The organism is Acidovorax sp. GW821-FHT09B03 (assembly GCF_059418305.1).
In genome coordinates this window covers 50,146-64,047 of the sequence record NZ_JBWKPP010000013.1, presented here as the reverse complement: position 1 = coordinate 64,047, position 13,902 = coordinate 50,146, and the positions used below count along the sequence as shown (strand labels likewise).

General features: G+C 66.1%; 15 protein-coding genes. 3 read left to right on the top strand and 12 right to left on the bottom strand.

Annotation, left to right across the window (positions count from 1 at the left end; translation table 11 throughout):
* From AC07PA_RS21400 to AC07PA_RS21390, 3 genes are all read left to right on the top strand, one after another.
* Positions 1 to 543, top strand: coding sequence for a YfiR family protein (locus AC07PA_RS21400; protein ID WP_494608870.1), 543 nt, complete (start codon positions 1 to 3; stop codon positions 541 to 543).
* Positions 540 to 2,444 (top strand): putative bifunctional diguanylate cyclase/phosphodiesterase, encoded by a 1,905-nt coding sequence (locus AC07PA_RS21395; RefSeq protein WP_494608871.1) that lies wholly within the window; start codon positions 540 to 542, stop codon positions 2,442 to 2,444. Before AC07PA_RS21400 ends, AC07PA_RS21395 begins: the two co-directional genes overlap by 4 nt.
* 72 nt (positions 2,445 to 2,516) lie before the next feature.
* A complete protein-coding gene (locus AC07PA_RS21390) occupies positions 2,517 to 3,023 on the top strand; it encodes a hypothetical protein (RefSeq protein ID WP_494608872.1) in 507 nt (168 codons plus the stop codon).
* A 9-nt stretch (positions 3,024 to 3,032) separates the two neighbouring features.
* Here AC07PA_RS21390 and map read toward each other — a convergent pair whose 3' ends face one another.
* The 12 genes from map to AC07PA_RS21330 all read right to left on the bottom strand — a co-directional run bounded on the left by map (position 3,033) and on the right by AC07PA_RS21330 (position 13,850).
* Positions 3,033 to 3,836, bottom strand: a complete 804-nt coding sequence (gene map, locus AC07PA_RS21385; RefSeq protein WP_035203238.1) for a type I methionyl aminopeptidase — start codon at positions 3,834 to 3,836, stop codon at positions 3,033 to 3,035.
* A complete protein-coding gene (locus AC07PA_RS21380) occupies positions 3,836 to 4,108 on the bottom strand; it encodes a ParD-like family protein (protein ID WP_494608873.1) in 273 nt (90 codons plus the stop codon). Before AC07PA_RS21380 ends, map begins: the two co-directional genes overlap by 1 nt.
* 76 nt (positions 4,109 to 4,184) lie before the next feature.
* Complete coding sequence (locus AC07PA_RS21375) at positions 4,185 to 6,293, bottom strand: TonB-dependent receptor domain-containing protein (RefSeq protein ID WP_494608874.1); 2,109 nt, start codon at positions 6,291 to 6,293, stop codon at positions 4,185 to 4,187.
* A gap of 227 nt (positions 6,294 to 6,520) precedes the next feature.
* Entirely contained in the window at positions 6,521 to 6,991 is a 471-nt protein-coding gene (locus AC07PA_RS21370) for a hypothetical protein (RefSeq protein ID WP_238541800.1), read from the bottom strand.
* Between the two features lie 16 nt (positions 6,992 to 7,007).
* Positions 7,008 to 7,598 (bottom strand): DUF3299 domain-containing protein, encoded by a 591-nt coding sequence (locus tag AC07PA_RS21365; protein ID WP_494608875.1) that lies wholly within the window; start codon positions 7,596 to 7,598, stop codon positions 7,008 to 7,010.
* Between the two features lie 65 nt (positions 7,599 to 7,663).
* Complete coding sequence (locus tag AC07PA_RS21360; protein ID WP_145696632.1) at positions 7,664 to 7,918, bottom strand: hypothetical protein; 255 nt, start codon at positions 7,916 to 7,918, stop codon at positions 7,664 to 7,666.
* Positions 7,919 to 7,950: 32 nt separating this feature from the next.
* On the bottom strand, positions 7,951 to 9,177 hold the full coding sequence (locus tag AC07PA_RS21355) for an ABC transporter permease (RefSeq protein WP_494608876.1): 1,227 nt from the start codon (positions 9,175 to 9,177) through the stop codon (positions 7,951 to 7,953).
* Between the two features lie 14 nt (positions 9,178 to 9,191).
* A complete protein-coding gene (locus AC07PA_RS21350; RefSeq protein ID WP_494608877.1) occupies positions 9,192 to 9,854 on the bottom strand; it encodes an ATP-binding cassette domain-containing protein in 663 nt (220 codons plus the stop codon).
* A complete protein-coding gene (locus tag AC07PA_RS21345) occupies positions 9,851 to 10,276 on the bottom strand; it encodes a transcriptional repressor (protein ID WP_007850204.1) in 426 nt (141 codons plus the stop codon). The genes AC07PA_RS21350 and AC07PA_RS21345 overlap by 4 nt, the downstream gene beginning before the upstream one ends.
* A gap of 240 nt (positions 10,277 to 10,516) precedes the next feature.
* Complete coding sequence (gene msrA, locus AC07PA_RS21340) at positions 10,517 to 11,062, bottom strand: peptide-methionine (S)-S-oxide reductase MsrA (RefSeq protein ID WP_007850203.1); 546 nt, start codon at positions 11,060 to 11,062, stop codon at positions 10,517 to 10,519.
* Positions 11,063 to 11,197: 135 nt separating this feature from the next.
* A complete protein-coding gene (locus AC07PA_RS21335) occupies positions 11,198 to 12,337 on the bottom strand; it encodes an alginate O-acetyltransferase AlgX-related protein (protein ID WP_494608879.1) in 1,140 nt (379 codons plus the stop codon).
* A 13-nt stretch (positions 12,338 to 12,350) separates the two neighbouring features.
* The gene (locus AC07PA_RS21330) at positions 12,351 to 13,850 is read right to left on the bottom strand and encodes an MBOAT family O-acyltransferase (RefSeq protein WP_494608880.1); all 1,500 of its coding nucleotides are present in this window, start codon (positions 13,848 to 13,850) and stop codon (positions 12,351 to 12,353) included.
* Positions 13,851 to 13,902: the final 52 nt, after the last annotated feature.

Below are 13,902 nucleotides of genomic sequence, written 5' to 3'. Positions count from 1 at the left end.
ATGCCGTACCTGCACCGCCTGTACCAAGCCCTCCTGGTGGGGTTGTGCGTACTCGCGTGCGACCCCGGGGTGGGTGCGCAGGAGCGGGTGGGCGAAAACGAGCTGAAGGCGGCCTATGTCTTCAACTTCATCCAGTTCGTCGAGTGGCCCCAGGGCGATGGCCGCGCCGGGGCCGACTGGACCATCTGCGTATCACCCTTCAGCCCCCTGAAGCGCAGCCTGCTGGCACTGGAGGGGCGGCCCGCACGCAAGGACAATCCGATCCGCATCCGGCTTTGGGAAGCTACCGAGCTCAACGACTGCCGCGTGCTGGTCCTCAGCGGCGCAGACACCGACCGCGCTCTGCGCGCATTGCGCGCCGTGCCCGGCAGAACGGCGGTGCTGACCATCACCGACGATGCGGCCGCCGCCGCGCCGGAGATCATGATCGTCCTGCACCGCGAGGGCGACCGCATCGTCTTCGACATCAATGCCGATGCCGTCGGCAAGGCGGGCCTGTCGGTCAGCTCGCGCCTGCTGCGCCTGTCCAGGGGGGCCCGATGAGAAGCCCCGACAGCCCGGCCACCGCCGCCGACTCGGAGCAGCTGTCATCGCGCGTGGTGGCGACCGGGCTGCTGGCCACCGGGCTGGCCCTGCTGACCATGGTGCTGGCCCTCACGGCCTTCGATTACTGGAGCAGCCGCAAGGCCATGCTCGCCGACAGCCGGGTGGAAGCCTCCATCGTGGCCGACAACGTCTCCACGGCCGTGATGTTCCGCGATGCGCATACGACGGAAGAGATCCTGGGCGCCCTCAAGGCCTCGCCCATGGTGCTGATGGCCGCCATCTACGATGCCCAGGGCAGCCTCTTCGCCTCGTACCAGCGCGATGGCGACCAGGTGGCGCCCAGCGCACTGCCAGGTGGTGGCAACGGGGATTTCGAATACCAGGGCCTGTCGCTGCTGGAGATGGCCAAGCCCGTGAAGTTCCGGGGCAAGAGCTCGGGCAGCATCTACCTGCGCAAGTCGATGGCCGAGGTCTACACCCAGCTGGTCATCCGCTTCGGCGGCGCGCTGCTGATCGCCGGTGGCACCATGGCCCTGGCCACCGCGCTGGTGCTGCGCAGCCGCGCGGCGGTCGGCGAGGCGGAACGCCGCCTGCAGGTGCTGGCCCACCAGGATGCCGTGACCGGCGTCGGCAACCGGCATTACTTCAACGAACGGCTGGCGCATGAAATCGCCCGGGCCGCCACGCTGGGCAGCAAGCTGGCGCTGGTCTACATCGACCTGGACAATTTCAAGACCCTGAACGACACCTTCGGCCATGCCGCCGGAGACGGCCTGCTGCGCCAGGTGGCGCAGCGCCTGCAGTCGGTGGTGCGCGCGGGCGACGACATCTGCCGCATGGGGGGTGACGAGTTTTCCGTGATCCTGCGGCTGGACATGGACGAGGCGGCGCTCGGCAACTATGGAGACCGCATCGTCGCCGTGTTCGAGAAGGGCTTTGTCGAGTCGGACCAGGAGGTGATGGTGACCTGCAGCGCGGGCATCGCCACCTACCCGGAGGACGCGCCGGACCGCGACAGCCTCATCAGCAGCGCCGATACGGCGATGTACCGGGCCAAGGACCTCGGCAAGAACCGCTGCGAGCGCTTCGACGCCTCCATGAACCTCGCTGCCGCACGGCGCCAGGCCATCGAGAAAGCCCTGCGCCAGGTACTGGAGGACGGGCAAGGCCTGGGCTTGCATTACCAGCCCGTGTTCTCGGCCACCGACCGCAAGATGATCGGCGCCGAGGCGCTGCTGCGCTGGACACACGCCCGGTTGGGCCCCATCCCGCCCCTGGAAGCGGTGATGGTGGCGGAGGAATGCGGCCTGATCGTGCACCTGGGCTACTGGGTGGTGCGCACCGCATGCCGGGATGCGGCCCGCTGGCAGGCCCAGGCGTCTTCCCCCTTGCGCGTGGCAGTCAACGTCTCGGCGCGGCAGCTGGGCGACCCGCAGTTCCTCGAGCGCGTGATGGACATCCTGCGCGAAGAGGGCCTGCCGGCCCACCTGCTGGAGATCGAGCTCACCGAGACCGTGCTCATGGAGAACATGGATGCCTGCGCCAGCACCCTGCACCGCCTGAGCCAGCTGGGCGTGCACCTGGCCATCGACGACTTCGGCACCGGCTACTCCTCGCTGGCCTACCTGCGGCGCCTGCCCATGAAGCGCCTGAAGATCGACCGCAGCTTCATCCGCGACCTGCCCGAGCAGGAGCACAGCCGGATGATCGTCAAGGCCATCATCGCCCTCTCGCACGGCCTGGGCCTGGCCGTCACGGCCGAAGGCGTGGAGACCCCGGCGCAGATCGACTACCTGGTGGACGCCGGCTGCGATGTGCTGCAGGGCTTTGCGTTTGCCCGGCCCATGCCGGTGGAGCAGTTCGAGGCGATGCAGGCAGTGCAATGCACCCAGGCCTGATGTGGCAGCGAGTCCGGGCCAGTGGCCGTGCGCCGCGGTCTCCTGGAAAGCGGGGGGTAAACTGCGGGCACCATGCCCACTTCGCCCACCAGAAACGGCCAGAAGGCACCGCTGTACCGCCGCGTGAACACCACGGCGCATGGCGTACACCACCTGTCTGGCGGGGACTACCGGGACTGGCGCAATGCCAGGGCGCCTGCTGGCGGCGACGGATTGCCGCCACCACCGCCGCGCGTTTCCATGCACGCAGGCAAGCGACGCGGGCTGGACTACACGCCGCTGTTCCGTTTCCTGCTGTCCAGGGTGGGCGCACCATGGAACGAGGTCCACAGCGAAGCCGTTGCACGCCTGGACCAGCAGGCTCCGATCTTCTGGATGGTCGCCCTGCGCAAGGAGGACTGGCAGGAATACGTGCGGCTGGGCGAGTCCAGCTACTTCAGCGGCCTGTGCGTGGATGCACTTGGCCTGCTGCAGCGGGTCAACCCCGGCCTGGGTCCCGACAGCCTGGCACCGCAGTGCAGCTGCTGCACCCACACCTTCAACGGCGTTCCCTTCACCCGGCGCTTCGAAGCGCCCTGACGGCGGGACTCAGCCGATCGCCGGGTAGCTCCCCGTGCCCTCGGGCCAGGCCGTCAGCACCTCGAAGCCATCGGCCGTCACGGCCACCATGTGCTCCCACTGGGCCGACAGGGAATGGTCGCGCGTGACCACGGTCCAGCCGTCGGGCAGTTCGCGGGTTTCGCGCTTGCCGACGTTGATCATGGGCTCGATGGTGAAGACCATGCCCTCTTCGAGCGTGATGCCCTGGCCACGCTGGCCGTAGTGCAGCACCTGCAGGTCCTCGTGGTAGATCTGCCCGATGCCGTGGCCGCAGTAGTCGCGCACCACGCTGAAGCGCTCGCGCTCGGCCACGCTCTGGATGGCATGGCCCACGTCGCCCAGCGTGGCGCCGGGGCGCACCTGGCGGATGCCGGCGCACATGGCCTCGTAGGTGGTCTCCACCAAGCGCCGTGCCAGGCGGTTGGGCTCGCCCACGTAGTACATGCGGCTGGTGTCGCCGAACCAGCCATCCTTGATGACGGCCACGTCGATGTTGATGATGTCGCCCTTCTTGAGCACCTTGTCGGCTGCGGGCACGCCGTGGCAGACGACATGGTTGACGGAGGTGCACAGCGTCTTGGTGAAGCCCTGGTAGCCGATGTTGGCCGGGGTGGCCTGCAGCTCGTGCACGATGAATTCGCGGCAGCGGTCGTCCAGTTCTTCGGTGGACACACCGGGCTGCACGTAGGGGCCGATCATCTGCAGCACCCGGGCCGCCAGCTGGGCGGCAATGCGCGACTGGGCGATCTCGGCGGGCGTCTTGATGATCACCTGGGGGTGTCGGGCGCCCATCACTGCACCCGCCGTACCTGGAGGCTGGATTGGCTGCCGCCACCGGCAGGCGACGGAAGCGCCTGCGCCAGCGCGGCCAGGTCGAACCCGCCCGCCTGCTCGGCGCGGATCAGCAATTGGCAGATCTGGCTGTGGCTGAGCTCGGGGTGCAGCTCGGCGAGCATGCCCACGCGCATCCAGTGCTCGGCCTGTGCATTGATGGAACGAGACAGCGCATTGCTGGCAATGCGCAGGTTCTCGTGCATTTGATCGGAAATTTTGACGATGCCCATGGGTTGAATTATACGAAACATATACGTTTCGTGTAAACCCATGCGCTCCAGGGCCGGCCGCCGCCGGCCCTGGGGGTCAGAACGCGACCTTGACCCCCAGCGTCAGGTTGCGGCCCATCAGCGGTGCCGCGTTCTTGATGAAGGAGGTGTGGGCGTAGGCCAGGCGGTCCGTCAGGTTGTTGGCCTTGAGGTAGACCTGCCAGGGCGTCTCGCCGTTGTACTTGCCGCTGTAGCTCACGCCCAGGTTGAGCATGCCGTAGCCGGGCGTGGCCGACTCGAACTCGGCCACCCGGTTCTGGCGTGCCACCTGTACCCATTCGACCTGGCCGTCCCAGGCGTTCCAGTTGGCGTCCATGCGCACACCGGCGCGCGTGGCGGGGATGCGCGGCAGCAGACCGCCGCCGGCCAGGCGGGCGCGCACGGTGTCGCCGAACAGCGTGACGCCCAGGTTGCGCGTGATGCGCTGGCGCACCTGGCCTTCGATCCCCGTGAAGGTGGCGTCGGCCTGGGCGTACTGCAGCAGTTGCAGGCCGTCCACCGCGTCGAGCGTGCGGCCGTAGATGTAGTTGTTCACGCGGTTGCGGAACACGCTGGCGCTGAAGGTGGTGTCGCCGCTGGTCTTGCGCAGGCTCAGGTCGATGTTCTGCGAGGTTTCGGAACGCAGGTCGGCATTGCCGCGCTCGTACGTGCTGGTGGCCATGTGCAGGCCGTTGGCGTACAGCTCCTCGGCCGAGGGCGCGCGGCTGGCGCGCGTAAGCGAGGCGCCCAGCGAGTAGCCGGGCGTGAACTGCCACACCGCACCCAGCGATGCCGAGGTGCCGTTGTGGCTGCGCTCGATGCCCGAATCCTGCGCCTCGGCCGTCTGGCGGTCATGGCGCAGCGCGCCTTCGAAGCGCCAGTCGCCCAGGCGGTATTCCTCCAGCAGGAACAGGCCGGTCTTGCGCGTCACCGTGGGCTGCACATAGGCCTCCTCGCCCTCGGCGCTGAACTTGCGCTGCGAAGTCTGCAGTCCGAACACGCCCTTGAAGCCGGCGATCGGTTCGTGCTGCAGCTCGAGGCGGGTGTCGTAGGCCTTGTTCTTGAAGGTGGTGCTGATGGCGCCGTCCTCCACCTCGTCGTGCTTGTAATCGGTCACGCCGGCACGCAGGCGCAGGGCCGAGAAGCCGGCGAACGGGTTGCGCAGCTCGCCGCGCACATCGAAGCGCTCGCTGCGCAGGTCCACCACCGGCAAGTCGCCGGCTTCGGCGCCGTGGTCATGGTCATGCCCGTCCTCTTCGCCGTGTTCTGCGCAGTGCAGGTGGTTGCCATGGGTATGGCAGCCCTCGAAGCTGTGGTTGTGGCCCGGCAGGCCGTAGCGCGCTGTCTGGCGCGTGTACGCGGCGCCCAGGTATCCGCGGTCCCCCACCCAGGACAGGCCCACGCTGCCCGTGTCGGTGCGGTTGAAGCTGCCCAGCACCTTGCGCGCCGGCTCGCCATTGGGTGCCCAGCCCTTGCCCACGCGGTAGTCGCTCGCATCGCGCGACACGCCTTCCACATGCACGGCCAGGTTGCCGGCGCCGCCCGTCAGCGAGAAGGCCCCTGCCCCTTCGCGCGCGCCGGTGTTGGCACGCAGCTCGGCGCTGCCTTCGTAACCCTTTTGTGGAATGGCGGTGGGAATCTTGCCATCGAGCACGTTGACCACGCCGCCCACGGCGCCGTTGCCATGCACCAGGGCGGACGGACCGCGCAGCACCTCGATCTGCGTGGCCAGCAGCGGCTCGGACACCACGGCATGGTCGGGGCTGATGGTGGAGGCATCGTGCAGCTCGGCGCCGTCGGACAGCACCTTGACGCGCGGGCCATCCATGCCGCGGATGATGGGGCGGCTCGCGCCCGCACCGAAGTGGCTGCTGGTGATGCCGGGTTCGCTATTGAGCGTCTCGCCCAGCGTTGCCTCGCGGCGGCGCACGAGCTCGTCGCCCTCGAGCACGCTCACGGGCGTGGTCATTTCGCTGGCGCCCAGTTGCAGGCCGCTGGCCGACACAGTGACCGAGGGCAGGCTGGGGGCATTGGTCGCGGCATCGGGTGCGGCAGGGGCGACCGTCTGGGCCAGGCTGCTGCCCGCCGAGAGCGCCAGCATGGCGGCCAGAGCGATGGGATGGAGCGCGGGACAGCGGGAGGTGAAGTGGAGCTGAGGTGTCGTCATGGTGTTCAGTGCAAAAGCGTGCGCGCAGCAAGGCAGCAGCCAGTCACGGGCGCACGCCTTCATGCCGCGGGGCATGAATCAAAGGAAAGAAAGAAAACGGGTATGCAGCCAGCCGCCTGGCGCGCAGGCGTCTACCGCAATGGATTCAGGGAAACAAGGACAGCGTGCGCGACGGGGCCAGGCCCCTGCCCTGCGGACCAGGCAGTCCACGCAGGGGAACGCTGCCGTCAGGCGCGCAGCACGGGCGGCGGACCACGCGCCTGGAACAGCGCGGCATGGCGCGCCTGCACGCCGTCGGCATGCGTGGCCACCGGCGCAGCGGCCGGCGAATGGGGCAGCAGCACCAGGGCGGCGCTGTGCAGGGCATCGCCCAGCGCAAGCTGGTCGAGCAAAAGGCAGTCCACCAGGCTGTGGCTGGACAGGAAACCGCCGGCATCACCCGCCATGCCATGGGCGGCAGCGTGCTCTGCCGCCGCCAGCGCAACCAGCGCACCATGGCCCGCATGGATCTGCGCCAGCGGCTGGGCATGGGCGATCTGGTGCAGGCGACCCGCCGTGGGCACCCAGGCCAGCGCCAGCACCAGCCAGACCAGGGCCAGCCGGGCCGCCCATGCACGCGCACCCGTCCCTGGGGCCGGAGGCCCCAGGCGGATGGAGACGGCCTGCAGGGCCATCAACGGAGTGCGCGAGCGGTTCACGGCAAGGATGGTGGGCTTACTTCACCGGCACGGCCTCGACCACGCGGTAGTACAGGCCGTAGGGGTCGTTCTGCAGCACGGTGAACCGGCCCTCGACCACCACGGGTTCGAGCGAATAGCGCACGGGCGTCTTGGCCTTGACCTCGACCATGCTCTCGGGCCCGCCCGGAATGCAGAACGAGCAAGTCAGCGGTACGGAGGTGAGCAGAAAATGCGTCTGCGTGGCCTTGGCATCGAGCGGCATCATGAAGCCCTGGATGCGCTGCACCGTCTTGTCCATGCCCTGCTGTTGGGCGTTGAACACGGGCAGGATGCCGTCCTTGGTGGTCTTCTTGGTCAGGTCGCTGAGCACCGACCATGGCACCACGTCATTGCGCTGCGGCAGCGGCGCAATCGGGCTGTTGGGGCTGTGGTAGCCCGCGCCCGAGCCCGTCGGTGCCGTTCCCGGCATGGGCGAGCTGAGCACCGGCGCGTTGAAGGGCGCGCCGGCCGTCGCCGCAGGCTTGCTCTCGGCATGGGCGCTGCCCACCCCCGCCAGGGCGCAGGCCAGCACCAGCATGGCAGAGCGGGCTGACAAGGAACGGGGCGAGGAGTGGTGGCGTTGCATGGAAAGTCCTTGGTGGCAGGGCTGACGTATTTTCTTACAGATGAGCAGGCGTCGCGTGCAATGGATCAGTGCACATGGCGCATGCCGCAGAATTTACCAATGCCCAGACCCTTGCAGGCCACCTGGAGTTCCTTCTGGCACTGGTCATGGCCCTTGCCCGATTCCAGGCACTTGGCGGCGGCCTCGTGCGCGGCGGCCATGGCGCGGTGGCGCTGGATGTCGGCCTTGGTCTCCTGGTCGGAATGCGCGCCCTGGGCCTGGGCGATGGAACCTGCCAGCAGCAAGGGAGCAATGGCCAGGGCGGTGAGCAGCTTTTTCATGGTGAACCTTTCAAGGACAGTTGGTAATCGAATCAGGGCTGGCTCAAGAGGTCTGCGACTTCCGTGCGATAGGCCTGCATGGCAGGCAACAGTGCGGCGAACACGGCCACGGCCCCGGCGATCAGCGGTACGCCGGCCTCGGCCGGCAGCCACACCAGGCCGCTCACGGGCAGCAGCCCTTGCGCCTGCAGCACCCAGCCCAGCACCTGGGCCAGGCCATGGCCCAGCAGCAGGCCCAGGGCCGAAGCCAGGGCGGCCAGCCACAGGGCCTCGCACAGCACCAGGCCGGCCACCCGTCCCGGCGGCGCGCCCAGCATGCGCAGCATGGCCAGGTCGGTGCGGCGCTCGCGCACGGCATTCCACAGCGCGATGAACACGCTGAGCGCGGCCACGGCCAGCAACACGCCGCCAAAGGCGCGCAGCACGTCGGCGCCCACGCCCAGCAGGCGCAGCAGGCGCGTGACCTCGATGGCCGGGGCTGCCGCCTGCATGGAGGTGTCGGCATTGATCTGGCGCGGCAGCGTGACGGCGGCCATGGGCGTGCGGTAGCGCAGCAGGGCCACGGTCACCTCGCGCTCTTCCTTGAGCACCGCCAGGTCTTCGGGCTCCGTGGCGGTGGCCGTCTCGTGCACCATCCAGACGGACTCGGTCGAGGTCAGGATGAGCCGGTCGAGCACGCAGCCGCAGCCGGCCAGCACGCCGGCCACGCGGTAGGGGTGCTCGCCATGCGCATGCCCTCCCCCGCCCAGGCCGTGGCTGCCGATGAAGGTGGCACCGACCAGCGGCGCCCCCGCATGCGCGCCCCCCACGATGCCGCGCGCCACCGTGGCGCCCAGCACGGCGTCCATGGGCTGCTGCCAGGGCTGACCCTGATCCAGGGTGGCGCCGTAGAGCGCCAGGTAGTCGGGCGTGGTGCCCACGATGCGAAAGCCCTGGTAGCTGTCGCCCAGGCTCAGCGGGATCACCTGCGCCACCAGCGGGTTCTTCTGCAGGGCCTGCACTTCCTGCAACGGGATGTTGCCCGTGGGCACGTCGATGTGGAACACGCCGGCCAGGATCAGCTGCAGCGGGCTGCCCTTGGCGCCCACCACGAGGTCGATGCCATCGAGGTCGCGCTCGAAGGCCCGGTCGAGTTGCGTGGCCACCAGCAGCACCAGGGTGATGGCGGCCAGGCCGAGCGTGAGCACCAGCAGGTTGAGCACGGCGGCCAGCGGGCGCGCCCACAGGTAGCGCCAGGAAAGGGAAAGAAGCTTGGCCATCGGATCGGTGGACGTCAGTCGGCGCGCAGGGCGTTCAGGTCGAGTTGCTGCAGGCCCGGTACAGAGGCCAGGGCCTGCACGACGCGCTGGTCGTGCGTGGCGACGACCAGGCTGGCATCGCAGGCGGCAGTGCTGGCCTGCAGCAGCGCCAGGGCATCGGCCGCGGCCTCGTCGTCGAGGCTGGCCGTGGGTTCGTCGGCCAGCAGGATCTGGGGCGTGAGCAGCACCGCGCGCGCCAGCGCCACGCGCTGCGCCTGCCCGCCCGAGAGCTGGTGCGGCCGGCGCGCCGCCAGCTCGGCCACGCCCACCTGGGCCAGGGCCCGGGTGATGGCCGCATCGTCACGCGGCAGCCCGGCCGCAAAGTACACCAGGGCCAGGTTGTCGGCCACCGTGAGCGCGCTGCTCAGATGCAGCTTTTGCGGCAGAAAGCCGACACTGCGCGCGCGCCAGGCGTCGATCTCGGCGCCGCGCTGCGTGCCCAGCTGGGTGCTGGCCACGAACAAGTCACCCCCCGCAGGGGAGCGCAGCCCGGCCATGAGGGCCAGCCAGGTCGACTTGCCAGTGCCTGAGCGACCGCGCAGCAGCAAGGTGCCGCCCTGGCGCAGGTCCACGTCGGGAAAGCGCAATGGCTCGCTGCCTTCTGTGTAGCGGTAGGAGAGGCCGCGGGTACGGATCATGCGGCGGCGCCCCCGGCCGGGTGCGCGCAGCCGGCGCAGCGGCCGCGCACGGCGACGTCCACGGCCAGGCTCTCGTGCCCGGCGGTGGCCAGGGCGGCCAGCACCTGCTTGAGGGCCGACTGGACGCGTGCCGAGCCCTGCGCCAGGCGAAACTGGCGGTGGCAGTCGCCACACTCGAAGCGCGGCACGGTGGAGTCCTGGTCCTGCGAGGCCAGCGCGAACCGGGTCACGCGGGCCGCATCGACCTGCTTGTGCAGCAGGCCGGCGGCGGCAAAGCGGTCGAGCATGCGGTAGACGGTGACCTTGTTGACCGGCGCACCCGCCGCGGCCAGGGCTGCCTCCGCCTCGGACTCGGACAGCGCAGCATCGGGGCGCGCTTCATAAAGCGCAGCCAGCGCCCGCGTGGCCTTGGTGGCGCGCATGCCGGGCGGCAGGGCCCAGGAAGTGCCTGCGGCGGGGGAAGAAGGGGTGGAACGTGCAGTGGACATGGGCGACATCGCACCAGCAGGATGCCGGTAACGCAAGCGGATTGCATTATGCCCCGCGCAGGCCGGGCCCCGGAACAGAGACCCGCCACGGCAGGCGCCTTTGCCTCTGGCACGAAGAAAACCCGCCTTCACCAAGGCGAGGGCAATGGGGAGCCTGCGGGCCGCAGCCCTGGATCAGTCTTCCTTGAGGTACTTGCGGAAGGTCTTGCGGAACTTCTCCACCTTGGGTCCCACCACAAAGGCACAGTAGCCCTGGCCCGGGTGCTTGGCGAAGTAGTCCTGGTGGTAGTCCTCGGCCGTGCTGTAGTTGGCCAGGGGCTTGACCTCGGTGGTGATGGGCGCGCCGAACAGCTTGTCCTGCTCCAGCTGGCGCACCATGGCGTTGGCCAGCTCGCCATGGGCCGGGTTGTCGTAGTAGATGCCGCTGCGGTACTGGGTACCCACGTCGTTGCCTTGGCGGTTGAGCGTGGTCGGGTCATGCGTGTGGAAGAAAATCTCCAGGATCTCTTCGAGGCCGATTTCCTCGGCATCGAAGGTCAGGCGCACCACCTCGGCGTGGCCGGTATCGCCCCCGCAGATCTGTTCGTAGGTAGGCCGGATGGTCTGGCCGTTGGTGTAGCCGCTTTCCACGTCGGTGATGCCGCGCACCCGGTCGAACACCGCCTCGGTGCACCAGAAGCAGCCGCCGCCCAGGGTGATGGTTTGCAGGTTCTCTGCCATGTCGGTCTCCATGCAATGACGTATTTCCATGGCATGGTACGCGGCCTGGGGTGCCGCAGTGCGGGCGGGGCCATTGCGACGGGTGGGGCTTGGCCGCCGCCCTCGCCTATTCGGGATGGCCAGGGCGCCTTGGCTTCACCGGGATTGGGCGTCTTTCGAGACAGCCTGATTCAACGCCCCCACAGGTGGAGGGGCGGTGAACCATCCATTTCTCGCATCTCTTTCCACCACCGTGAAAAAGACGTAGTCCGGTTTCCAGCTTTCGACCAGTTGAACCAAGCGCCCGCCGGGTTTGATGGCCTCGTGCCAATGCAACTGCAGTACGTCACTGAAGGTGCCCTCCATCATCAGCGCCATCGAGTCCCCAAATGAATCCCTGAGCCACAGCACTTTCTTGTTGTTCAAGGCATTGCTGGTGTGGACAAGGACAGGCTTGATCGGCGGTATCGTGGTCAGGTGCCCGCCCGTGTGCAGGACTTTCTGGGTGTCGAAGTCGATCCGGGTGGATTGCAAAGAAAACTCGGACGCGCCAATGGTCAATCGGGTATCGGAAAGCTGTGTCGGCAGCCGAAGAAAATTGGCCAGATCCCCGCCCTTGGTTTCCTGGCGGGATGTCAATGTATACGCTTCACTGGGTGGCCATCGCAGCTCTGGCACCGCGGCACCCACCTGCTGCGCAAAGGCGCGAAATCCCATCGCGGAGCCAAGATTGTTCCAATGGGTATCCAGCTTGTAGTAAAGATCAGCCGTCTGATGTGCCTTGGCTTCCAGCAAAGGCGCACGAAGGTCCACGTAGAGAACGTTGCCCGTTTCAGAAAACAGGGCATCCGTGGCATTGGGCAATACGGGCTGAGCCCAGCGAGGCAAATGCTCGGGGTAGATGCTTCCCTTGTTGGGGCCGATCATGACCCTGAAGAGTTGAACCCCTTTGCTTGCGAAATAGGCGTCCCAGGCAGCGGCGGCCACACCAATCTGTTTCGTCAGTTGCACATCTTCCGCCGAAGGCGGGTGGCGGGCAGCCGACAGCGTGGCCTGGAATGAATCGCCCAGGAAAAGCCAGCCGTCACGGCCGATGACGACGCTCTTGGCGTTGATGCTGATTCCCAATGGATACAGCCATTTCGCCGCAAAGCTCGATGCGAAATCCATGTTGTAGAAAAATGACTTCTCCCACTTGATCGCTTCAAGGTTGCGTACGCGACAAATATTGACCGCAGGCACTATCAGCAGACTTGCCAACAGGGCGATCAAGAAAATGCTTGCCCGATGTTTCATCGTGATTTTTTTATTAGAAATTGAAGTACAGGAACACCGAGCTTGTGGTTGCCAGCATGGCGTAAATCGCGATGGAAAAAAGAAGTCCACCGCAAGCAAGCTTGGCATTGCCCAAGGGTCCGCTGGCTATCTCCATTGAATTTTTCTGGCGAATGATGGCGAAGGCGAAAACAATGGCGATGTATACAGGCAATTGCCCAACCAGCCCTGCAGGAAGGTATTGCAGCAAGACATCGGAAAACCAGCCAGCCCACGCAAAATCGGATGTAGATGCCGAGGCAATGGACTCTCCCAGGATCGAGCGAAAATCAACCATCCCCTGCAACACGCGCTCCGCATCTTCCATTGTTTTTGCACGGAAGAAAACCCACGTGATATTCACGAACACAAAAGTCAACAGCCATGCCAAGGCTGTTGGCATTGGGCGCCCCCACTTCTTCCACAATCGGTGAACTCCGAGTGCCCCTCCATGCAGGGCGCCCCATATGACAAACATCCATGTCGCACCGTGCCAAAGGCCACCCAGCACGAATGTGATGAAAATATTGATGTACGTCTGGTATTCCGCCCCTCGGTTACCACCCATCGGAATGTAAAGATAGTCCCGCAAAAAACTGCTGAGAGTGATGTGCCAGCGTCGCCAGAAATCCTGGATGCTCAGTGATTTATAGGGCGAGTTGAAATTGATGGGCAATGAAATATTGAACAGCAACGAGGCGCCTATGGCCATGTCGCAGTATCCGCTGAAGTCGAAATACAGCTGAAAGGTGTATGCCAGGCTGGTGGCCCATGCTGCGAAAAACCCGAGATCCTGGCCTCCGTCGAACCCGGCGTCCGCCCAGCCCGCAAAGTTGTCTGCAATGACCACTTTCTTGAACAGGCCGATGGCAAAAATGAACAGCCCCTTGAGAATGTTCGACTTTCTCAGCATCAAAGTCCAGCGCGAGGCGAACTGGGGCATGATTTGCTGGTGATGAACGATCGGTCCCGCAATCAGGTGCGGGAAAAACGTCACGAACAGCGAGTAGTTCAGTATTCCATATTTTGCGGTCTCCCCACGGTAGCTATCCACCAGATACACGATTTGCGTGAATGTGAAAAAGCTGATCCCCAGTGGCAGCACGATGTGGGGAAGGGCATGCGCCGTACCGAAAATGGTGTTGACGTTGTCAATCAGGAAATCGGTGTACTTGTAGTACCCCAGCACCACCAGATTGGCGGCAATACCGGCGGCAAGAATGGTTTTTCTGCTGAATCCCCGGTTCGGTTTTCGCGTATCGCCGGGGGACGCAGAATACGACCTCGCCAGCCGTGAGCCAACCAGGAAGTTCAAGAAAATGGAGGCCAGAATCAGAGGCAGGTACTTGATGTTCCAGTACGAGTAGAAAAACAGGCTGGCTATGACGAGCCAGGCCTTTCCAGCAGTGATCCAATGCCGGTGATTCATCAAGAAATAGACGAGCACCACGATCGGCAGGTAGACCAGAATGAACTGCCACGAACTGAAAACCATATTTACAGGCCATCTCCGGCAAGGCCGGGGGCTTAGAGATGTGAGCCGCTCG